The organism is Aquitalea sp. ASV11 (genome assembly GCF_016429185.1).
GTDB classification, from domain to species: Bacteria; Pseudomonadota; Gammaproteobacteria; order Burkholderiales; family Chromobacteriaceae; genus Aquitalea; species Aquitalea pelogenes.
The window spans coordinates 39298-59926 of the sequence record NZ_JAELUD010000009.1; the positions used below are offsets into that span (position 1 = coordinate 39298).

Genomic DNA, 20629 nt, shown 5'->3' on the forward strand with positions numbered 1-20629 from the left:
TGTGAAGCTCGAATCAAAACCGGCAAATTATACCTGCGACCGCCTGCCCCGGCACGGACTTGTTCGGCCCGGGGTGGAATTTGAGCTTGATCAAGGGTATGTGGCAAGAAACTGTAAAAAATTTGCCACCGTTTAAAATGCGGTTCACTGTAGTGCTTTCGCTCGAAATGGCGGGCTTTCCGGGGAAACCGGCAGTTAGTTTCACACATAAAACAACCGTTTGAAATACTGGAAAAGCTAGACATCGTGTCGCCATTTGCGGCAAACTCGCGCCCATGTTGAACTCAGGAGCAAAGCTTTGACCGGAAAAATCCTTGTGCTGCACGGCCCCAATCTCAATCTGCTTGGAACACGGGAACCACAGCACTATGGCCGGGACACGCTAGCCTCCATCAACCAGCGGCTGACCGAGCAGGCAAATGCCGCCGGTTTCGAGCTTGAGGCGCTGCAAAGCAACGCCGAACACCTCTTGATTGACCGCGTTCATGCCTGCATGACAGACGGAACGTCGTTCATCATCATCAATCCAGCGGCCTTCACCCACACCAGCGTTGCCCTGCGTGACGCCATTTCCGGGGTGAAGGTGCCATTCATAGAAGTTCACCTGTCCAACGTCCATGCCCGCGAACCCTTCCGTCATCATTCGTATTTTTCGGATCTGGCAGTCGGCGTGATTTGCGGCCTGGGCGCCCAGGGCTATGAACTGGCACTTGCGCACGCCATCCGGCGTCTGTCCGCGCAAGCCTGAACATAAAAAAGTACATCCCATCCGAAGGATTACCATGGATCTGCGTAAACTGAAGAAACTGATCGATCTCGTCGAAGAATCCGGCATTGCCGAACTCGAAGTGACCGAAGGGGAAGAAAAAGTCCGCATCACCCGCGTATCGGCCAATGCACAGCAAATTGCCTACGCCCAGCCGATGATGCAAATGCCGATGCAACAGCAAGTGGCCGCTCCGGCTGCTGCCGCACCGGCCGCCGCTGCCGAAGCCCCGGCTGCCGCCAACAATGCCAATGCACTGAAGTCTCCGATGGTAGGCACCTTCTACCGCTCCGCCAGCCCGGGCTCCAAGGCCTTCGTGGAAGTGGGCCAGAGCGTGAATGCCGGTGACACCCTGTGCATCATCGAAGCCATGAAGCTGATGAACGAAATCGAAGCCGACCGTTCCGGCGTGGTGAAGGCCGTACTGGCCGAAGACGGCCAGCCGGTTGAATACGGCGAGCCGCTGTTCATCATCGAGTAATTCTCTCTGCCTCGCTAAATAGACGCCAGAGATGACAGGGGCACGACACCGCGTCAGTGCCCCTGTTGTTTGACGCGCCACCCAACGGACGTCCATACCATGTTTGAAAAAATCCTGATTGCAAACCGCGGCGAAATCGCCCTGCGCATCCAGCGCGCCTGCCGCGAAATGGGTATCAAGACCGTGGTCGTGCATTCCGAAGCCGACCGTGAAGCCAAATACGTCAAGCTGGCCGATGAATCGGTCTGCATCGGCCCTGCTCCGTCGACCAAAAGCTACCTGAACGTACCGGCGCTGATTGCCGCTGCCGAAGTGACCGACGCCCAGGCCATCCACCCGGGTTATGGCTTTTTGTCGGAAAACGCCGACTTTGCCGAACGCGTGGAACAATCCGGCTTCGTCTTCATCGGCCCGCGCCCGGAAACCATCCGCCTGATGGGCGACAAGGTATCCGCCAAGGACGCCATGATTGCCGCTGGCGTACCCTGCGTGCCGGGTTCCGAAGGCGCCCTGCCGGATGATCCGGCCGAGATCGTCAAGATTGCCAAGAAAATCGGTTTCCCGGTAATCATCAAGGCCGCCGGTGGTGGCGGTGGTCGCGGCATGCGCGTGGTGCATACCGAAGGCGCACTGATCAACTCGGTACAAATGACCCGTACCGAAGCCGGTGCCGCATTCGGCAACCCGACTGTCTACATGGAGAAATACCTGCAGCAGCCGCGCCATATCGAAATCCAGATCCTGGCCGACGAATACGGCAATGCCATCTATCTGGGCGAGCGGGACTGCTCCATGCAGCGTCGTCACCAGAAAATCATTGAAGAAGCACCGGCTCCGGGCATTACCGACGAGCAGCGCCAGCGCATTGGCACCGCCTGCGCCGAAGCGTGCAGCCGCATTGGCTACCGTGGCGCCGGTACTTTTGAATTCCTGTTCGAAAACGGCGAGTTCTACTTCATCGAAATGAACACCCGCGTTCAGGTGGAGCACCCGGTGACGGAAATGATCACCGGTGTGGACATCGTGCAGGAGCAGATCCGCATTGCTGCCGGCGAAAAGCTGCGCTACAAGCAAAGCGACATCGTGCTGCGCGGCCATGCCATGGAATGCCGTATCAACGCCGAAGACCCCTTTACCTTCGTACCGTCGCCCGGCAAGATCGAAAGCTATCACCCGGCTGGTGGCCCTGGCATCCGTATCGACTCGCACATCTATCAGGGCTACACCGTGCCGTCGCATTACGACTCCATGGTGGGCAAGCTGATTTCCTACGGTGACACCCGCGATCAGGCCATGGCCCGCATGCGCGTTGCCCTGTCGGAAATCTCCATCTCCGGTATCAAGACCAATATCCCGCTGCACCAGGAATTGTTCATGGATGCCGCCTTCCAGCGTGGCAGCACCAGCATCCACTATCTGGAAGAGCGCCTGTCGCAAATGAAAAAGGGAGACGCATAATGGCCTGGCTGCAAGCCACCATCGACACCGATTCGGCGGTGGCCGAACGCCTGGCCGATGCGCTGATGGATGCGGGTGCGCTGTCGACCGCCATTGAAGACGCCCTGGCCGGTACCGACCAGGAGCAGCCCATCTTTGGCGAACCCGGCATGCCGGTGGACAAGCTGTGGAACCACAGCCGCATCATCACCCTGTTTGCGGAAGATGCGGACGTGGCCCTGCTGATTGCCGCTGCCTGCAATGCCTGCAAGCTGGGCATGCCGGTTTATAAGACCGAGCGCGTGGAAGAACAGGACTGGGTACGCCTGACCCAGTCCCAGTTCGAGCCCATCCGCATCTCGGACCGCTTGTGGATCACCCCCACCTGGCACGACGCGCCGGCACCGGATGCAGTGAACCTGCAACTGGACCCGGGCCTCGCCTTCGGCACTGGCAGTCATCCCACCACGCGGCTGTGCCTGCAGTGGCTGGATGCACATGTTGCCGGCGGTGAAAGCGTGCTCGACTATGGCTGTGGCTCCGGCATCCTGGCCATTGCCGCACTCAAGCTGGGTGCAGGCAGTGCCGTGGGTGTGGACATTGACGCCCAGGCCGTGCGCTCCAGCCGCGACAATGCGGACCAGAACAATGTGACCGCCACCTTCTGCCTGCCGGATGCCAATCCGGCAGCCCAGTACGACGTAGTGCTGGCCAATATTCTGGCCAATCCGCTGCGCATGCTGGGTCAGCTGCTGGCCAGTCATGTGAAAACCGGTGGTAAAATCGTGCTTTCCGGCATTCTTGCCGAGCAAGCCGACGAACTGTCTGCGATTTATGCGCAGTGGTTCACCATGGACACTCCGGTGTTCGATGAAGGCTGGACCCGACTGACAGGAACCCGACGCCCAAGCGTATGAGCTACACCACACAGTGCCCGAGTTGCCAGACCCGTTTCAAGGTTAACGATACGCAGCTAGCCGCCGCCAAAGGCCTGGTTCGCTGTGGGCGCTGTGCGCATGTATTCAACGCTACCGAGCATTTTGTCAGTACCGAACCGGCGACCCCGCCGGTTCTGACCCAGCCGGAGGTGCCAAGCCCGGCACCCGCCCCGTCTCCTGCAGCACCCAGCCCACTGGTGCCACCGCCGTCAGCGCCGCAGGCGCACGACCCGATGGACGATTTCGAGCTGGAATTGCCCGACTTCGACCCACAGACTGCCGCCGAAACACCGGTCAGCGATGACTTCAATCTGGACATCGCGCAAGAAGGCGACATGGCTGCGGCCGACACCGAGCAACAGCGCAGCGAGGCGGAAGAATTCCAGCGCGCACTGGCCGAAGCCCTCAACACCCGACGCGCTCCCGCTGCCACTACTGCCTACGCTGCAAGCCCGGTAGATGCCGAAGAGGACAAGGGCTTGCCCGATGTCTTTGGCAAATCACGCCGAGGCAACGAGGAAAACATCCCCCCTGCCGCCACGCCGGACAGCACCGAGCCCGAAGTACCGGCCAGCGCCGGCATGGAACTGCCGCATCAGGACGCCAATGCAGCCCACGACAGCGAACATGCTGATGAAGCCGCAGTCGGCAAGGCCCGCAATCCGCTGCTGACCGTGTTGATGGTCTTGCTGGCGACCGTCGCCACCCTGCTGCTGGCCGGCCAACTGGTATATTTCAACCGCACCCGGATTGCAGCTGAAGTTCCGGAAGCCCGCCCGGCGCTGGAAGCATTCTGCTCGCTGGCCGGTTGCAAGGTGCCCTGGCCCAGCGACATTGCGCAGATCCGCACCGAATGGTCGGAACTGGCTTTCGTGCCGGAGCATCCCAATCTGGTCCAGCTGTCCGCCACGCTGAAGAACCACGCGGCGTTTGCCCAGAATTACCCGATGCTGGAAGTGTCGCTGAAGGATGCGGACGACCAGGTGCTGATCCGCAAGGTGTTTGCACCAAAGGAATACCTGAAGGCGGATGACCTCAAGCTGCAACGCTTCAATGCCAACAGTGAGGTGAAGATCACCATGCGGCTGGACATCGGCAAGGTACGCGCCATGGGTTACAGCCTGTACTGGTTCTATCCCTGATTCAGCGCACAGCAAAAAGCGGCCCCGGCCGCTTTTTTTACGTCATTGGTCAACAAAACCAGTAATCGACCTTGTTTTTGCCGCCATGCTGTCCACCATGAGGATACGGACAAGGAGACAAGCATGAGCGATTTCATTCTGCAATACGGTGACGAAGACATTCCTGTCGCCGGAGACTTCCCGCAGGCAGGACAGTTTCTGCCCAGCTTCATGCTGGTGGATGACCAGAAACGCGACCTGGCGCTGGAGAACTTTGCCGGTCAGCCCAAGGCCATCATCACCCTGCTATCGGTCGACGAAGACGAGCACGCCGGACTGGCGCTACTGCAGGACACCCGGCGCTTTCTGGAAAGCTGGCCGGAACTGGCCATTATCGTCATCACGGTGGATTCGCCCTCCTCGCTGCTGCGCTGCCGTCAGGCGCATGGCCTGCCCGGCGTGAGCCTGCTATCCACCCTGCGCGGGCGCGACTTCCACAAGCAGTACGGCGTACTGGCGATGGGCTATCCCTTGAGCGGCTACACGGCACCAGCCATTTTGATAGCCGATGGCGATAACCTGATCCACTACGCCGAACGCCTGCACCACACCACCGACCGTTTCAACCAGCATGCCATTGCAGCCCTGCTGGCAGCAGAACCGGAGCCGGGCTCCGCCACTCCCCGGTAAAGCAGACTGCAGCACCCTGCTATTACGGGCCGCAGTGACAAACTGCCGGCCCGTAAGTTTCCAGTAATTAAACACCAATAGTAAATAAATGGTTAAATAAAATCGTATTTATTGAAAAATAAATGGTCAATATACTGTACTCAAGCTGTAAGACACAGCAGATAACGCACTTAGCAAGGAGCACAGTATGAAAACCGCAGCCATCGCCCTGATTAGCCTGATTGCCAGCAGCGCAGCATTTGCCCACGACACCAACAACAACCCGCCGGCCCCGGACAGCGTGGCTGCCTGGCAAGCCGAACAGCAAGCCATCAAGGCGCAATTTGACAAGCTGCCGGCTGCCGAACAGCAGCGCATCCAGAAAATCAATGCCTACTGGGATGCCCAAAGCCTGCGTGAAAACCAGCGTACCCACTAAGCCGCCGGGTACTGCACAGCAAAAAGCCTCCCATCGGGAGGCTTTTTGACTGGTACGACAGCAGGATGGCTTAATGCAGCACGCCACCACCTTCAGACTTGGGTGCGCGGCTGAGCAATCCCTCCACCACCCGGTGCGGGTCATTGCCCTGATACAACAGACCGCACACCGCAGCGGTAATCGGCATTTCCACCTCCAGCCGTTCGGCCATGGTCAGCACCTCACGTGCGGTACTGACGCCTTCGGCCACATGGCCAAGCTCGGCCAGAATGCTGTCCAGCGACTTGCCCTCGGCCAGCTTCAGACCCACCTGCCGGTTACGCGACAGCGCACCGGTGCAAGTCAGGATCAGATCGCCCATGCCGGCAAGGCCCATCATGGTTTGCTGGCTGGCACCCAGAGCACTGGCCAGACGGGTGATTTCCGCCAGCCCGCGGGTAATCAGCGCGGCGCGCGCATTCATGCCAAAACCCAGTCCATCCGCCACACCGGTGGCAATGGCCATCACATTCTTTACCGCACCACCCACTTCCACCCCTACCAGATCATCATTGGCATACAGGCGCAGCAGCGGGCTGTGCAGTTCACGGGCGATACGACGGGCAAACTCGGCATCGTCCGACGCAATGGTGACGGCAGCCGGCAGGCCTTCGGCCACTTCACGGGCAAAGCTGGGGCCGGACAACACACCGCAGGGGTGATCCTGCGGCAACTCTTCGGCCACCACCTGATGCGGCAGCAGGCTGGAACCCGCTTCAAAGCCCTTGCAGGCCCACAGGATGGGCGGCAAACCGGATGACAGCGCAGTCAGCGCCCGCAGCGTGGGGCGCAAACCGGCAATCGGGGTGACGATCAGGATCAGCTCGGCATGCTGGATGGCACGCGGCAATTCGGCAGTCAGGGTAATGGAGTCGGGAAAGCGGCAATCCGGCAGATAGCGACGGTTCACGCGCTCGGCTGCCAGTTCGGCCATCAGGGCGGCATCGCGTCCCCACAGGCTGACATCATGATGACGGGCAAACGCCATGGCCAGGGCACTGCCCCAGGCTCCGCTTCCCAGAATGGCCAGTTTCATGATTTACAAACCCCACAGATCGCTGATGCGGGCATAACCGCCACTGCCGTCACGGTGCTTGATACGCACCCAGCCGTCCTTGGGGGCTTCCTGCCATTGCAGCACGCCATCGCGTGCGACAGAAAACAAGGGTTTGGCATCGGCAGCCGGTGCATCACGCACCACGGCCTGGTCGGCGGTCACCAGCAACCAGCGTTGCGAGGACAATGCCGCCAGCGGTATCCAGGCGATGCCGCCGGTGGCATCACGCACGCGTGACCATTCCTTCTGGCTGGACAGGACCTCCACCGGGTAGTAGCGGCTGACCACAAACAGCTTTTTGGCACTCAGCGCAGGCGCCTCGTACAGCGCCACGCCGGTTTCCTTGACCGAACGGAACTCCAGTGCCTGGGCTGGCAGGGCAATGAACCCGGCCAGCATGGCGGTGACAGTGACGAGGCAGCGCAGCATCAGGCGTTGCCGGCTTCGGCTTGCTGGGCACGCTGTTGCATGTACAGCGCTTCGAAGTTGATCGGCGACAGCAGCACCGGCGGGAAGCCGGCACGGTTTACCAGGTTGGACACGGTTTCGCGCGCATACGGGAACAGGATGTTCGGGCAGGCCACGCCGAGAATCGGTTCGATGTCTTCAGCCGGTACGTTTTCGATGCGGAAGATGCCGGCTTCGGTCACTTCGCACAGGAACATGGTTTTTTCCGGCAGTTTGGCCGTTACGGTCACGGTGAGGGCAACTTCGAAGAAGCCATCGTCAATCTGCTTGCCTTCGCTGGCCAGTTGCATGTCGATTTCCGGCTGGGCGGCTTCCAGGTATACCTGCGGTGCATTCGGCACTTCCAGGGACAGGTCCTTGACGTAGATCTTTTCGATGGAGAAAACCGGTTGCAGCTCTTGTTGTTCGCTCATGTCTTGTCTCGCTCAGGGCCGCGCGCGGCGGCCGGTTGGTCAGAAAATCAAGCTCGCATCATCGCATGAAAGCACGGCAGGCCACCAGAGGGGGACTGTGCTATCCCTGCTGTGTTTGCCCGCTGCCTGATGTGGGCTTGATGGCGGTCAATCCGCCAGCAGGATGTCCAGCTTGCCGGCCTGGTTCAGGGCCACCAGATCGTCGCAGCCACCCACATGGGTGTCGCCGATATAAATCTGCGGCACGGTGCGGCGGCCGGTACTGCTCATCATGCGGTCGCGGGCTTCCGGGTCCAGGTCGATGCGGATTTCTTCAATGCCGGTCACGCCCTTGCTGGCCAGCAATTGCTTGGCACGAATGCAGAACGGGCAAACCGCCGTGGTGTACATGGTGACGTGTTTCATGAAAAACCTGTTGATGCGTGGTGGGTTCAGGGTTGCATTATAGCGTCAGCCGGGGCAGGCGCGCTGTGGTCGAAGCGGTGAATCAGGTCGGCCACCACGGCATCCAGTGCGCCGGCCATGGCTGGCGCACGCGGACTGTTGACGATGGCCACAATAGCCAGCCGGCGGCCATCTGCCGCCTGCCAGTAGCCTGCCAGGGCCTTCACGTCTTTCAGCGTGCCGGTTTTCATGCGCAGGCGCGGGCCGATGCTGGCAAAGCGGCGCTTGAGCGTGCCGTCTTCACTTGCCAGCGGCAGGCTGGTCATCAATTCGTTGCCGTAAGGTCCGCGGGCGGCGTTGAGCAATACCTGGCCTAGCAGGCGGGCCGATACCCGTTCGCGGCGAGACAAGCCGCAACCGTTCTCCAGCACCAGCGCATCTGCCGCGATATGTTGCTCGGCCAGCAGGCTGCGCACCGCGGTCTGTGCATCCGCCGGGGTATCGCCGCTTGTCGCAGCCTCGCGCCCCAGCGTCAGGAATACCGTGCGCGCCATGGTGTTATTGCTGTACTTGTTGATGTCGTTAAGCGCCGTGATGAGTGGCTCGGACTGGAATTGCGCCAGCGTGCGCGCATTGGCCGGTGCACGGCCCAGTGCCATGCCCTGCGGGCCGCTACCGCCCAGCTCTTGCCACAAGGCGGCAAAACTCTGTGCAGCAAAGTCGTTGTGATCCAGCACGTTGACATAGGCCTGGCTGCCATCACAGGCGGTGGGCAGCTTACCGCTGACTTCAAGCTGGCTGCCCTGCTCTCTGATGTGCACCCACTGGCGCACATCCGGGCAACTGCCTGCCGTGTCGCCGCCATTGCTCAGCCTCGCCTGCAGGCTGACTCCGGCCAGTGGCGGGTCCAGCACTACGCGTGTGCCGTTGCTGTCGTTGAAAAAACGCAACCAGGCCACTTTAAGCCCGGTCAGATGGGTATCCGGCTCCACGGTGAAGGATTTGCCTTCGTCTCCGCCAAAATTTTCGGCCGTACCTATGCTGCTGAAGGCGCTCTTGTCCAGCAGCAGACGGCCATCAATCTGGCGGATGCCACGCAAGCGCAAGTCATGTAGCAGGCTACGCAAATTGGCCATGCCAAAGCGCGGATCGCCCGCTCCTACCCACACCAGGTCACCCTTGAGCACACCGTCCTGTACCTGTGCGGCCGAGACCAGCCGGGTGGTCCAGCGGTAGCCGGGGCCCAGCCTGTTAAGCGCAGTCCAGCTGGTGAGCAATTTCATGGTGGAAGCCGGGTTGACCGGCACATCTGCACGCAGGCTGGCCAGCTCCGGGCCACCTTCCACCGGAGCGGCCCAGACCGCTACTTCATCGGGTTTGAGTCCGTGCAGGTCAAGCGCGGCGGCAGTGGCAATGTGGCAGGACAGCGCCAGTGCCACAACGGGGGAAAACACCTTCATTTACATCTCCTGCGGGTCGACATCCAGCGACCAGCGCAAACCGCGGCCATACTGGCGTGCCAATTGATCGAGCAGCGGGGGTAATTGATCGAGAAACTGGTGCAGTTGCTGACGGTTGGCACACTCCAGCACCAGCTGGGCGCGTTCGCGGTTGGCCAGCCGCACCATCAGCGCGGGGGCCGGGCCGGAAATCAGCACGCCAGTGGCGAGGTTTTGTACCTGACTGCGCACCTGGGTGAGAAAGGCCGTGGCCTGCGCCAGTTCGGTGGCATCGGCACGCAGCAGGGCCTGATGTACCGACGGCGGAAAGGCGGCTTGACGGCGCTCTTGCAGCAGGCTGGCGGCAAAGCCATCAAAATCGTGCGCCACCAGTGCCTGATACAGCGGGTGATCCGGCCATTGCGTCTGTACCAGCACTTCACCGGGTGCATCGGCCCGGCCAGCGCGGCCGGCCACCTGGGTGAGCTGGGCGAACAGGCGCTCGGAGGCGCGATAGTCCGCCGAATACAAGCCGCCATCGGAATTCAGTACCGTCACCAGAGACAGGGTACCGAAATCGTGGCCTTTGGCCAGCATCTGCGTGCCCACCAGCATGTCCACCTCACCGGCATGTACCTGGCGGTAGATCTCCTCCCAGGCCTGTTTGCGCTGGGTGGTGTCGCGGTCTATGCGCAAGATGCGCGCAGTGGGAAACAGGCGCCCCAGTGCGGATTCCAGCCGCTGCGTGCCCTCGCCCAGCGGCTTGATGTCCGGCGCACCGCACTCCGGGCAGGCATGGGGTACCGCTTCTTCCCAGCCGCAATGGTGGCAGCGCAGCTTGCGCTCCAGCAAATGCAGCACCAGCCGGGTGGAGCAACGCGGGCAGCCACTGGTCCAGCCGCAATCACTGCAGGCCAGCACCGGGGCAAAACCGCGCCGGTTGATGAACACCAGGCTCATTTCGCGCCGTTCCAGCCGGGCGGCCAGAGCCTTGATCAGCGGATCGGACAGCCCTTCGGTCAACTTGGCACGCCGGGTATCCACCAGCCGCACCTGCGGCAGCCTGGCGGCACCATGTGCCCGCTGGCTGAGCTTGAGCTGGCGATAACGCCCGGCTTCGACATTGGCCACGGTTTCCAGACTGGGGGTGGCGCTGCCCAGAATGATGGGCAAGCCGGCGCGATGCGCACGCCAGATGGCCAGATCGCGCGCATGGTAGCGCAGACCGTCCTGCTGCTTGAACGAGCCATCATGCTCTTCATCCACCACGATCAGCCCCAGGCGCGGCATGGGGGTGAATACCGACAAGCGGGTGCCGATCACGATATCGGCACGTCCTTGCCAGGCATCCAGCCAGTTGCGCAGGCGCTCGCCTTCCGCCAGCTGGCTGTGCTGTACCGCAATGCGGGTGGCAGGAAAACGCTGGATGAAGCGCTCCACCAGTTGCGGTGTGAGGTTGATTTCCGGCACCAGCACCAACACTTGCTGCCCGGTTGCCAGACTATGGGCAATGCGCTGCAAATACACTTCGGTCTTGCCACTGCCGGTGATGCCATGCAACAGCCAGGGCTGGAAGCCGCCGGGCTGCTGTAACAAGGCATCCAGTGCGGCCTGCTGGTCTGCATTCAGTTGTGGCGCACTGCCCAGCTGCAAGGCAGGCTTTTCTGCCGTCACACGCAGCACCAGCCCCTCGGCCAGCCAGTCCGCCAGAATCTTGCCTGCCTGAGGCGTGACCAGCCGGGCTTGTGCCTGCGTAAGCGGGCCATCGCACAAGGCCTGCCACAAGGCCAGGCGCGCCCGCTGCCGTGCAGGAGGCTGGCTTGCCTGCCCCAGCTCGCTCAGGCCAAAAGGACGTTCATCGACAGGGGTGATATCGCGCGCTTCACGCAGGCCGGTGGGCAAGGCGGTAAACAGCGTCGGCCCAAGGGGATAGTGGTAATAGGCAGCGGCAAATTCGGTAAGGGCCAGGAAATCCGCCGGAAGTGGCGGCAAGCCGTCAAACACCTGATCAATGGTTTTGAGCTGGCTGTCGGACAAACCCTCTGGGGGTATGCCAGTGACGGCTACGCCACACAGCTGTCTTTTGCCAAAGGGAACCGCCACCCGTTGACCGGGTATGACATCAAAATGAGACAGGTAGGTAAATGCGCCAAACAGGGGCAGATCAACCACCACCTGAACTCTCTGAGAACCCACGGTAAATTTTCCCTTTACAGCAAACCCAGCACCGACAAGGCTTTGCGCCATCTATGCACAGAAGCTGTGGATATCTTTGTGAACAACTCTGCATCCAGGCATGGAAAGGCCATTAAATCAGCATTTCCATTAGATTGCACAAAAATTAATCAGAATAATATTTCTTTTAATTTCAATGACTTAAGTACATTGCACTAATTTTGCCCATCGGACTTGACAATTTGCTTCCAAGGGCAATTCCAGTGTGCATAACTCGGAGAACAACAGTCGGTGCAACTGTCAACTCCCCTGTCTGGCAGACGCTTCATTTGTTGCCACACTCCGCCAAAACCGCAAGGCAAGGCAGGATATACCCCCTCCCCCGCAGCCAGGAGAAAAGATACAGCAAGTGCGGAAAATCGAAAAACTATTGGAAATCGGGCAGGAAATAAAGCTTGGATTCTTGCAAATGGGCAGGCCGGGGCAGCATGCTCCAACCTGCCGGCAAGACTTACTGATGGTAAGGACGCGACAGACGATGTACCGCTTCAACCAGTGCCGCGGCATGAGCCGGGTCGGCATGCTGGGAGATGCCATGCCCCAGGTTGAACACATGACCGGAACCCTGACCATAGGCCGCCAGAATGCGGCCGGCTTCCGCCTCGATGGCCGCTGGCGAGCCAAACAGGGCGTTCGGGTCGAAATTGCCTTGCAGTGCCACCTTGTCACCCACACGCGCACGGGCCAGGCCGATGTCGGTGGTCCAGTCCAGGCCGACACAGTCCGCACCGATGGCAGCGATGTCTTCCAGCCATTGACCGCCATTCTTGGTGAATACGATCACCGGCACGCGGCGGCCGTCGGCTTCGCGCTTCAGGCCGGACACAATGCGCTGCATGTAGGCCATCGAGAATTCCTTGTAGGCTGCATGGCTGAGCGCACCACCCCAGGTATCGAAGATCTGCACCGCCTGGGCACCGGCGTCAATCTGGGCATTCAGGTAGTCGGTCACGGTCTGGGCATTGACCGCCAGAATGTGGTGCAGCAGTTCGGGACGGCTGTACAGCATGGCTTTCACGTGGCGGAAGTCATCCGAACCACCGCCTTCAATCATGTAGCAGGCCAGGGTGAAGGGGCTGCCGGAGAAGCCGATCAGCGGCACGCGACCATCCAGCGCCTTGCGGATGCTGGACACGGCGTCGAACACGTATTGCAGCTTGTCCAGTACCGGTACGTGCAGTGCGCGGATGGCTTGCTCGTCGCGCAGCGGGCGTTCGAACTTGGGGCCTTCGCCCTCGGCAAAGTACAGGCCCAGGCCCATGGCATCCGGCACGGTGAGAATGTCGGAGAACAGAATGGCAGCATCCAGCGGGAAGCGGTCCAGCGGTTGCAGGGTCACTTCGGTGGCGTAGTCCGGGCTGGTGCACAAGCCCATGAAGCTGCCTGCGCGTGCGCGGGTGGCGCGGTATTCCGGCAGGTAACGGCCAGCCTGGCGCATCATCCAGATGGGGGTGTATTCAACCGGCTCCTTCAGGAGCGCACGCAGGAAAGTGTCATTCTTGAGCTGGGTCATGTCGGTGTGGGCTTGCTAGCCTGGCGTAATGAATTCAGCGGCATTATACCCATCCCTGACTTCTACAGGGGTATTACCGGCAGATGGTCTCTGGCCTGAAGCTGCCATTGCTTGCCCCATAGCCGCTCAAGATAATCCCCGTCCCAGCCCTCACTGGTGCTGGCCAACTGCTGCGGCAGCGCTTGCCAGGGCAAATGCGGCCAGCGCTGGTGCACGCCGCGCAGATGGCTGTTGAGCAAGCCGTAGCCCAGCCAGCGCGGCAAGAACAGATTAGCCGCCCGACGCGGGCAACCCAGCGCCTGGGCGGCAAAGCAAACATGATCGGTGAGGGAAATCAGCACCGCGCGCAGCAGCAGTGCCAGCCACAGCATCCAGTCATGCTGGCCGTACACCAGCAAGGACAGCAGCGGCAACAGCAGTGCCAGCGCGGCATCGGTGCGCGCCGCAGGCAGACGGCCACAACGCTGCATGCGCACCTGCAGGCGTGGCCACAAGGCGAAGTGGCGACACAAGAACGGCCAGCGCGCCGAGCCGGGCACGAACAACAGCAACAGGCTGCCACACCAGGCCAGCAGGTAGGCACCGCCGCACATGCGCAGGATCAGCAGCAACTGGCGTATCCAGTAGCGTTCACGGGTGGGGTCGTACACTTCAACCTGATGCCAGCAGCTGCGGCTGTAACGGTGGTGCAGTTGATGGGCCTGCCGCCATACATCAAATGGCAGGCCCAGCGTGATACCCATCAGCCGGCCGGCCAGCCGGTTATGGCTGGGAGATGGCAATAAATGGCCATGTGCTGCCTCATGCAGTAATTGCCAGCGCAGCGGAATCAGCAGCAAGGTCAGCAGCAGCAGCAAACCACAGGCCGGATGCAGGCACAGCACCGCCACCGGAACGGCCACCAGCTCCACCAGATACAGGCGCAAGGCCAGCAGGGTCAGCAACAGGTTTTGCCGGGCAGGGGTCAATGGCCACAGGCGCATGGTTTCTCCGTCAGCATGCAAGCCGATCAGTCTGCCCACACTGCGTGAAACACTGATGACGCACCGGACAACGCTTCAGATCCACCCCAACCAGCCGAGCAAGGCCCCGCCAGCCAGCAGCCACAGCGGATTGATGCGGCTGCGCCAGGCGATGACAGCGACTACGCCGCACAGCAACCAGCCGGTCCAGTGGGCATTGGCCGCCTCGCTCATCAGCATGGCACTGCCCGCCACCAGGCCGATGGTCAGCGGGGCCAGCCCGCGCTCGATGGCCCGACGCCACGGCGAACCATGAAAGCGTTGCCACAAGCGGGTAACGTAATAACACAGCAACGAGGACGGCCCGCACATGCCCACGGTGGCCACCAGCGCACCGGCCAGGCCCGCCACTTTCCAGCCAATCAGGCTGACCACCAGCACATTCGGTCCCGGTGCCGCCTGGGCGATGGCAAACAGGGCGGCAAACTCCTGAGCGCTCATCCAGTGATGGCTTTCCACCACATAGCTGTGCATGGCCGGAATCAGCGTCACTGCACCGCCCACCGCCATCAGCGAAAACAGGGAAAAACTGGCCAGCAAGGACAGCAGGATCAACATGGATCATCTCCAGAGCGCTGGCGACGCAGGGCCAGCCATACCGACAGCGGCCCCAGTGCCAGCAACACCGGCAGCAAGGGCCAGCGCAACACGCCGACCGCCACAAAGGTGAGCATGGCCAAGAGCACCGCCTGCCAGTGCACTTCCAGTTTCTGGCCCATGCGCAACACCATGGCCAGCAACAGGCCTGCCGCCGCCGAGGCCAGCCCGTGCAAGGTGCCTTGCACGTCCGGCAGGCTCTGGTAATGGTCGTACAACATGGCCATGGCCAGCACGATGATGAGCGGCGCCAGCATCAGCCCGGCCACAGCCAGCCAGGCGCCGGCCACACCATGAAAGCGCGAGCCGATGGCGATGGACATATTGACGATATTGGGCCCGGGCAGAATCTGCCCCAACCCCAACAGTTCGGTGAACTCTTCCTCGTTCAGCCAGCGGCGTTGCTGCACCAGCATGCGGTGCGCCAGTGGCAGTACGCCACCAAAGCCGCTCAGGCCGATGCTGAAAAACCCCAGAAACAACTGGCGGCGAGTAGGAATGACAAGTGATGGATGCATAGTGCAAGGCTAGCCCGCCAGAGCCATCAGAACAAACGAGTTTTTATGGCATTCTTTGTGAGCTAAACTCACCAGCATGAACCGCCGCCTTCCTCCACTCAATGCGCTCAAGGCCTTTGAATCTGCTGCACGACAAGGCAGTTTCACCGCCGCAGCCGAAGCCCTGTATGTGACCCACGGTGCCATCAGTCGCCAGATCCAACAGCTGGAGGACTGGCTGGGTGTCAGCCTGTTCGAGCGCCATGGCCGCCGGGTGCGGCTATCGGCCGCCGGTCAGGCTTATCTGCCCGCCATCCAGACCGCGCTGGACGGCATTGCCAGCGCCACCGAAAAACTGCAGGCGCGCCAGCAGGGGAAGCGGCTGAACATCAATGTCACCCCCACGCTGGCCATGCACTGGCTGCTGCCCAGGCTCACCCGCTTCCAGCTGCGTTACCCCGGGGTGGAATTGCGCCTGGCAACATCGGATGCCAGCATCAACAACCAGAATGCCGACTTCGACATTGCCATCCGCCGTGGCAAGGATCACTGGCATGGCTTTGTCTCGCATGCTTTTCTCACCGAGCGGGAAATCCCGGTGTGCAGCCCGGCCTTGCTGGAGCGCCTGCCCATCCGGCAAGCCGCCGACCTGGCTTTACACACCTTGCTGCACTCGGAAACCAGGCCGGTTGCCTGGGCACGCTGGCTGGCTGCTGCCGGGATGCCCGGCTTGCAGTCCGCCGCCGACCAGCATTTCGATCATTACTACCTGGCCTTGCAGGCTGCGGTGGACGGGCTGGGCGTGACGCTGGGCGCGCTGCCGGTGATAGAAAGCGAACTGGCCAGCGGCAAACTGGTGGCACCACTGGCGGGGCCGGAAATTGCGGTACGGGGTTATTCCTGGGCCGTACCGCAGTCACTGGTGGGCGATGAACTGGTCACCGCCTTTTGCCAGTGGCTGGAAGAAGAAGGGCAATAACACTGATATGCCAGTACCGACATCAAGGCCGGTACCACAAGGCGCGGTCCTGCAAGGGCGTGGCCGCTGGCAACTGCGGATTGACCAATGGAATTTCCTGCCTTTTGCCCAGTGACAGCTGCGACAGCAACTGGCCGTTATATCGCTGGAACAGCTGGTTGAAACGACCATCCTTCAATGCCTTGCGCAGGCCCTGCTCCAGTTGCGCGGCCAGTTCCGGTTTGAGCGGGCTGATAAAAAAATACATGGCCGTGGGATAGTGCAGCACCAGGTTGCGGTCGATCAGCAAGCCCTTGGCCACCGGCAAGGCTGCTTCGCGCTGTACTTCCATCACACTGCGCGGAAAGTAGTCAAAGCGCTTGCGTTGCAGCATGGGAAACAGATTGCCGTAATCCTGGCTGGTCAGCACTTGCAAGCCGGCATTGCGCAGGATGGCGGTATCCGGCCAGTCCGCCACCTGCCCGGCCACCAGCCGGGAAAGCTGCTTCACATCACGGACACCTGCCAGCACGTCTGGCTGGCTGGCATTGACCAGTGCCACCCGCCAGCCCAGCAAGCCTTTGTCCAGCGGAATGCGGATGGGAATGGCCTGTTGCTCGCGCTCGCGGCTGGTCATGCCCCAGAACAGGTCAATGCCACCGTCCCGCTTGCCCATCTGCACCATGGCCCGCGACTGGTTCATGGCGGCGGCGGCTTGCAGCTGGCAGCGCAGCTCCGCCTCGTCACAGGCCAGTTGCAACAGGGAAAGCATGTAGGGCAGGTGCGGGTCTTCCAGCCCGGACACCAGCGCATAACGCAGCTGGACAGGCGGCACCGCAGCCAGGGCGGACAGTGACAACAGCACAGCAAGCAAACAGCAGGCAAAGCAGCGGTACATGACGTTCTCCCAAGGCCTTTCGCAACCGTTCGGACTGCAGATCGGAAAACCGGATGCTTCAGACAGAATCAAGAATCCGATTATAGAAAACGGGGCTGTCGTCTAGCTGCCCTTTGGATCAGTCTTTCCGTGCACCATCTTTCCCGGCTGGTTGCAGGCTGCCGGCCGCCAGCCTGCGCCGCAAGAACTGGCGCACGCCATCCAGATAGCTGTACACCACCGGCAACACCAGCAGGGTCAGCACGGTGGAACTCACCATGCCACCGATGATGGCAAAGGCCATCGGGGCACGTGTTTCCACCCCTTCCCCGCTGCCGACGGCCATGGGAAGCATGCCGAAGATCATGGCCAGGCTGGTCATCATGATGGGGCGCAGCCTCACCCGGCCAGCAGCAATGATGGCCTCGGTACGCGCCAAGCCCTCCCGGCGCGACTGGTTGATGAAATCCACCAGCAGGATGCCGTTCTTGGCGCACAGGCCCATCAGCATGATGATGCCGATGACGGAAAACATGTTGAGCGTGGAACCGGACAGCCACAGCGCCACAAACACGCCGACAAAGGCCAATGGCAGCGCCACCATGATGGCCAGCGGCATGGTGAAGCTGCGGAACTGGGCGGCGAGGATCATGTAGATGAAGATCACCCCCATGGCCAGCGCCTGCAAGGCATAGCCCAGCGACTCTTCCATGTCGCGCCGCTCGCCCTCCTCGGCCAGGCTGACCCCGGCGGGCAGCTTGAGACTGGCGGTGATCTTGCTGATATCGGCAAAGGCCGAACCGGCATCGCGCCCGGCGATATTGCCGGTGACTGTCACCTGCCGCAGCAGGTCGACCCGGTCGATCTGGCGCGGGCTGAGCCCCGGACTGAGCCGGGTCACCGTGGACAGCGGCACCATGCTGGCTGCGCCATTGGCATCGGCCCGTCCGGCCACGGTGATAATGTCCAGCAAGGCATTGCTGCGTTCGCTGCGCGGCACTTGCAGCAGCACATCGTAGTTTTCTCCGTCCGGCGCTTCCCAGGTGCTGACCACATCCCCGGCCAGCAGTTGCGACAGCGTGCTGCCCACCTTGTTGAGGTCGACCCCCAGGCTGGCGGCGGCATCGCGGCGTACTTCCAGCTTGATGGCCGGGTCGGCATCGGACAGGCTGCTTTGCAGGTCGCCCACCCCTCTTACCCGTGCCAGGCGGCTCATCAGCTGGTTGGCTGCGGCATCCAGCTCGGCAAGATTACTGCCACGCAGGCCAATGCTGATGGGCTTGCCACCGGGGCCTTCCTTGCCCATTTCCTCAATGGACTCCACCTCCACGCCAGCCACCCGGCCCGCCTTGGCGCGTGCCTGTTGCATCAGCGAAAACAGGCTGTGCAGGCGGCTGTTCTTGTCACCCAGGTCCACCACCAGTCGGCCGTCACTCTTGCTGGCGCCAAAGCTGCTGCTGCCGGCAGTCAGCTGGATGGAACGCACATCGGGCAGCTGGCGCAGCAAGGCTTCCAGCTCGCGGCCCTTGGCCACGGTGTAATCCAGCGAGGAGCCGGGAGCCGTCTTGAAGGAGAGCGAGAATTTGCCCTTGTCCTGACGCGGCATGAATTCGCCGCCAATATGCGGCAACAGCATGAAACTGCCCAGCAATAGCAGGACAGCCAGCGACAGTACCGTCTTGCGATGCGCCAGCGACCAGCTGATCACCCCGACATAACGGTTGGCCAACTGGTCCAGCGAAGCCTCGAACCAGTCCAGCATGCGCCCAAGCGGGCCACGATGCCGGTCGCCATGCTGGTGCGGGTCTGGCCAGATGGAAGACAGCATGGGGTCGAGCGTGAAGCTGACCAGCATGGAAATCAGCACGGCTACCGTTACGGTGAGGCCGAACTGGTGAAAGAACTTGCCGATGATGCCGCTCATGAAGCCCACCGGCAGGAACACCGCCACCACGGTAAGGGTGGTGGCCAGCACCGCCAGACCGATTTCATTGGTGCCATCCAGCGCCGCCTGCACATGACTTTTGCCCAGTTGGCGATGACGCACGATGTTTTCCCGCACCACGATGGCGTCGTCAATCAACAGGCCAATGGACAGCGAAAGTGCCATCAGCGTCATCAGGTTGAGGGTGAAGCCCAGCGCCTGCAGGGCAAACAGGGTACCCACCAGCGCCACCGGCAAGGTGAGGCCGGTAATCACCGTACTGCGCCAGCTGCCCAGAAACAGGAATACGATCAGCACTGTCAGCGCAGCGCCTTCCAGCAAGGTGGCCTCCACATTGGCCAGCGACTTTTTCACCTCGGCGGATTTGTCATAGGTGAAGTGCACCTGGGTACCAGCAGGCATGCGGCCCTGCATGGCATCGATCACCTGCTTCACGCCATTGGCTACTTCCACCACATTGGCCCCGCGTGCCGCCCTGATATCGATACCCACCCCCGGTTTGCCGTCAATCAGGGCCGTGCTGGTGGCTTCGGCTTCCGCATCGCTGACACTGGCGACATCCGACAGCCGGATGGGGCTGCCATTGCGATAGCCGGTGACCAGATTGGCAAAGTCTTCCGGCGACTTGAGCTTGCCACTGACCCGCACATTCAGCTCGTTGCTGGCACTGCTGACTGCCCCGGCCGGAAAGTCCCGGTTGCCGGCGCGGATGGCATCGGCCACTTCCTGCAAGGACAAGCCGCTGGACTCCAGCCGGTAAGGGTCGACATCAATGCGGATTTGCCGCCTCAGCCCGCCCACCACCTTGGCTTCACCCACGCCGGACACCATCTGCAGGCGTTTTTTCAGCGTGTTTTCCAGCCAGGTGGTCAGACTGCGTTGCGACACCTGGTCCGAACTGAAGGTGATGGACAGCAAGGGCTGATCGTTAGGATTGAACTGCGACACCGACGGCGTGCCGATTTCGCGGCGGAAACGGCCCTGCACACCGCCCACCCGGTCGCGCACATCCTGCACCGCCACCGCCGGGTCCACCGTCAGCGCGAACTCCACCACAATGGTGGAATTGCCTTCAAACGAATAGGAACGGATGTGCTTGATGCCGTTGATGGTATTGATGGCCTCTTCCAGCGGGCGGGTCACTTCGCTCTCCACCACTTCGGGCGAGGCACCTCCATACCCGGTGCTCACCACCGCCACCGGGAAACGGATGTCCGGCAGTTCCTCCACTGGCAGTCGCGTCCAGGCAAACAGCCCCAGCACCAACAGGGACAACATCAGGACGGTAGCGAAATAGGGATTGCGCACGCTGACGCGGGTCAACCACATGCCAT

General features: G+C 61.5%; 20 protein-coding genes. 8 read left to right on the forward strand and 12 right to left on the reverse strand.

Annotation, left to right across the window (positions count from 1 at the left end; all coding sequences use genetic code 11):
- Window positions 1-298: 298 nt before the first annotated feature.
- From aroQ to JHD62_RS05090, 7 genes are all read left to right on the forward strand, one after another.
- Window positions 299-748, forward strand: a complete 450-nt coding sequence (gene aroQ, locus JHD62_RS05060; RefSeq protein WP_199102021.1) for a type II 3-dehydroquinate dehydratase — start codon at window positions 299-301, stop codon at window positions 746-748.
- Window positions 749-782: 34 nt separating this feature from the next.
- The gene (accB, locus tag JHD62_RS05065; protein WP_199102022.1) at window positions 783-1247 is read left to right on the forward strand and encodes an acetyl-CoA carboxylase biotin carboxyl carrier protein; all 465 of its coding nucleotides are present in this window, start codon (window positions 783-785) and stop codon (window positions 1245-1247) included.
- Window positions 1248-1346: 99 nt separating this feature from the next.
- Window positions 1347-2705, forward strand: a complete 1359-nt coding sequence (accC, locus tag JHD62_RS05070; protein WP_199102023.1) for an acetyl-CoA carboxylase biotin carboxylase subunit — start codon at window positions 1347-1349, stop codon at window positions 2703-2705.
- Complete coding sequence (gene prmA, locus JHD62_RS05075; protein ID WP_045845470.1) at window positions 2705-3601, forward strand: 50S ribosomal protein L11 methyltransferase; 897 nt, start codon at window positions 2705-2707, stop codon at window positions 3599-3601. The genes accC and prmA overlap by 1 nt, the downstream gene beginning before the upstream one ends.
- Window positions 3598-4764, forward strand: coding sequence for a DUF3426 domain-containing protein (locus tag JHD62_RS05080; RefSeq protein ID WP_199102024.1), 1167 nt, complete (start codon window positions 3598-3600; stop codon window positions 4762-4764). Before prmA ends, JHD62_RS05080 begins: the two co-directional genes overlap by 4 nt.
- 123 nt (window positions 4765-4887) lie before the next feature.
- Complete coding sequence (locus JHD62_RS05085; RefSeq protein ID WP_045845468.1) at window positions 4888-5433, forward strand: thiol peroxidase; 546 nt, start codon at window positions 4888-4890, stop codon at window positions 5431-5433.
- A gap of 187 nt (window positions 5434-5620) precedes the next feature.
- Entirely contained in the window at window positions 5621-5851 is a 231-nt protein-coding gene (locus JHD62_RS05090; protein WP_199102025.1) for a hypothetical protein, read from the forward strand.
- A gap of 70 nt (window positions 5852-5921) precedes the next feature.
- Here JHD62_RS05090 and JHD62_RS05095 read toward each other — a convergent pair whose 3' ends face one another.
- The 10 genes from JHD62_RS05095 to JHD62_RS05140 all read right to left on the reverse strand — a co-directional run bounded on the left by JHD62_RS05095 (window position 5922) and on the right by JHD62_RS05140 (window position 15536).
- Complete coding sequence (locus JHD62_RS05095) at window positions 5922-6926, reverse strand: NAD(P)H-dependent glycerol-3-phosphate dehydrogenase (protein WP_199102026.1); 1005 nt, start codon at window positions 6924-6926, stop codon at window positions 5922-5924.
- A gap of 3 nt (window positions 6927-6929) precedes the next feature.
- A complete protein-coding gene (locus tag JHD62_RS05100; protein ID WP_199102027.1) occupies window positions 6930-7376 on the reverse strand; it encodes an SH3 domain-containing protein in 447 nt (148 codons plus the stop codon).
- A complete protein-coding gene (secB, locus tag JHD62_RS05105) occupies window positions 7376-7828 on the reverse strand; it encodes a protein-export chaperone SecB (RefSeq protein WP_045845464.1) in 453 nt (150 codons plus the stop codon). The genes JHD62_RS05100 and secB overlap by 1 nt, the downstream gene beginning before the upstream one ends.
- A 147-nt stretch (window positions 7829-7975) precedes the next feature.
- Window positions 7976-8233, reverse strand: a complete 258-nt coding sequence (grxC, locus tag JHD62_RS05110) for a glutaredoxin 3 (protein WP_045845463.1) — start codon at window positions 8231-8233, stop codon at window positions 7976-7978.
- A gap of 26 nt (window positions 8234-8259) precedes the next feature.
- Window positions 8260-9672 (reverse strand): D-alanyl-D-alanine carboxypeptidase/D-alanyl-D-alanine-endopeptidase, encoded by a 1413-nt coding sequence (gene dacB / locus JHD62_RS05115; protein WP_199102028.1) that lies wholly within the window; start codon window positions 9670-9672, stop codon window positions 8260-8262.
- Complete coding sequence (locus JHD62_RS05120; protein ID WP_370541030.1) at window positions 9673-11847, reverse strand: primosomal protein N'; 2175 nt, start codon at window positions 11845-11847, stop codon at window positions 9673-9675.
- A gap of 490 nt (window positions 11848-12337) precedes the next feature.
- Window positions 12338-13399: a uroporphyrinogen decarboxylase gene (gene hemE / locus JHD62_RS05125; protein WP_199102030.1), complete on the reverse strand. Its 1062-nt coding sequence runs from the start codon at window positions 13397-13399 to the stop codon at window positions 12338-12340.
- Between the two features lie 62 nt (window positions 13400-13461).
- Entirely contained in the window at window positions 13462-14382 is a 921-nt protein-coding gene (locus JHD62_RS05130; RefSeq protein WP_199102031.1) for a fatty acid desaturase, read from the reverse strand.
- 75 nt (window positions 14383-14457) lie between these two features.
- A complete protein-coding gene (locus tag JHD62_RS05135) occupies window positions 14458-14979 on the reverse strand; it encodes a chromate transporter (RefSeq protein ID WP_199102032.1) in 522 nt (173 codons plus the stop codon).
- The gene (locus JHD62_RS05140; RefSeq protein WP_199102033.1) at window positions 14973-15536 is read right to left on the reverse strand and encodes a chromate transporter; all 564 of its coding nucleotides are present in this window, start codon (window positions 15534-15536) and stop codon (window positions 14973-14975) included. Before JHD62_RS05140 ends, JHD62_RS05135 begins: the two co-directional genes overlap by 7 nt.
- A 76-nt stretch (window positions 15537-15612) precedes the next feature.
- Between JHD62_RS05140 and gcvA the strand changes: the two genes are divergently transcribed.
- Window positions 15613-16494, forward strand: a complete 882-nt coding sequence (gene gcvA / locus JHD62_RS05145) for a transcriptional regulator GcvA (protein ID WP_199102034.1) — start codon at window positions 15613-15615, stop codon at window positions 16492-16494.
- 22 nt (window positions 16495-16516) lie between these two features.
- Here gcvA and JHD62_RS05150 read toward each other — a convergent pair whose 3' ends face one another.
- Window positions 16517-17371, reverse strand: a complete 855-nt coding sequence (locus tag JHD62_RS05150; RefSeq protein ID WP_199102035.1) for a hypothetical protein — start codon at window positions 17369-17371, stop codon at window positions 16517-16519.
- Between the two features lie 118 nt (window positions 17372-17489).
- Window positions 17490-20624: an efflux RND transporter permease subunit gene (locus JHD62_RS05155; protein WP_199102036.1), complete on the reverse strand. Its 3135-nt coding sequence runs from the start codon at window positions 20622-20624 to the stop codon at window positions 17490-17492.
- Window positions 20625-20629: the final 5 nt, after the last annotated feature.

What these genes read in the sequence shown, in the direction of transcription:
- JHD62_RS05085 (WP_045845468.1), top strand. Translation starts at nt 4,888, where the DNA reads ATGAGCGATTTCATTCTGCAATACGGTGACGAAGACATTCCTGTCGCC.
- JHD62_RS05090 (WP_199102025.1), top strand. Translation starts at nt 5,621, where the DNA reads ATGAAAACCGCAGCCATCGCCCTGATTAGCCTGATTGCCAGCAGCGCA.
- JHD62_RS05140 (WP_199102033.1), bottom strand. Translation starts at nt 15,536, where the DNA reads ATGCATCCATCACTTGTCATTCCTACTCGCCGCCAGTTGTTTCTGGGG.
- accC (WP_199102023.1), top strand. Translation starts at nt 1,347, where the DNA reads ATGTTTGAAAAAATCCTGATTGCAAACCGCGGCGAAATCGCCCTGCGC.
- JHD62_RS05155 (WP_199102036.1), bottom strand. Translation starts at nt 20,624, where the DNA reads ATGTGGTTGACCCGCGTCAGCGTGCGCAATCCCTATTTCGCTACCGTC.
- grxC (WP_045845463.1), bottom strand. Translation starts at nt 8,233, where the DNA reads ATGAAACACGTCACCATGTACACCACGGCGGTTTGCCCGTTCTGCATT.
- dacB (WP_199102028.1), bottom strand. Translation starts at nt 9,672, where the DNA reads ATGAAGGTGTTTTCCCCCGTTGTGGCACTGGCGCTGTCCTGCCACATT.
- JHD62_RS05095 (WP_199102026.1), bottom strand. Translation starts at nt 6,926, where the DNA reads ATGAAACTGGCCATTCTGGGAAGCGGAGCCTGGGGCAGTGCCCTGGCC.
- JHD62_RS05135 (WP_199102032.1), bottom strand. Translation starts at nt 14,979, where the DNA reads ATGTTGATCCTGCTGTCCTTGCTGGCCAGTTTTTCCCTGTTTTCGCTG.
- secB (WP_045845464.1), bottom strand. Translation starts at nt 7,828, where the DNA reads ATGAGCGAACAACAAGAGCTGCAACCGGTTTTCTCCATCGAAAAGATC.
- accB (WP_199102022.1), top strand. Translation starts at nt 783, where the DNA reads ATGGATCTGCGTAAACTGAAGAAACTGATCGATCTCGTCGAAGAATCC.
- JHD62_RS05100 (WP_199102027.1), bottom strand. Translation starts at nt 7,376, where the DNA reads ATGCTGCGCTGCCTCGTCACTGTCACCGCCATGCTGGCCGGGTTCATT.
- JHD62_RS05080 (WP_199102024.1), top strand. Translation starts at nt 3,598, where the DNA reads ATGAGCTACACCACACAGTGCCCGAGTTGCCAGACCCGTTTCAAGGTT.
- hemE (WP_199102030.1), bottom strand. Translation starts at nt 13,399, where the DNA reads ATGACCCAGCTCAAGAATGACACTTTCCTGCGTGCGCTCCTGAAGGAG.
- JHD62_RS05130 (WP_199102031.1), bottom strand. Translation starts at nt 14,382, where the DNA reads ATGCGCCTGTGGCCATTGACCCCTGCCCGGCAAAACCTGTTGCTGACC.
- gcvA (WP_199102034.1), top strand. Translation starts at nt 15,613, where the DNA reads ATGAACCGCCGCCTTCCTCCACTCAATGCGCTCAAGGCCTTTGAATCT.
- JHD62_RS05150 (WP_199102035.1), bottom strand. Translation starts at nt 17,371, where the DNA reads ATGTACCGCTGCTTTGCCTGCTGTTTGCTTGCTGTGCTGTTGTCACTG.
- prmA (WP_045845470.1), top strand. Translation starts at nt 2,705, where the DNA reads ATGGCCTGGCTGCAAGCCACCATCGACACCGATTCGGCGGTGGCCGAA.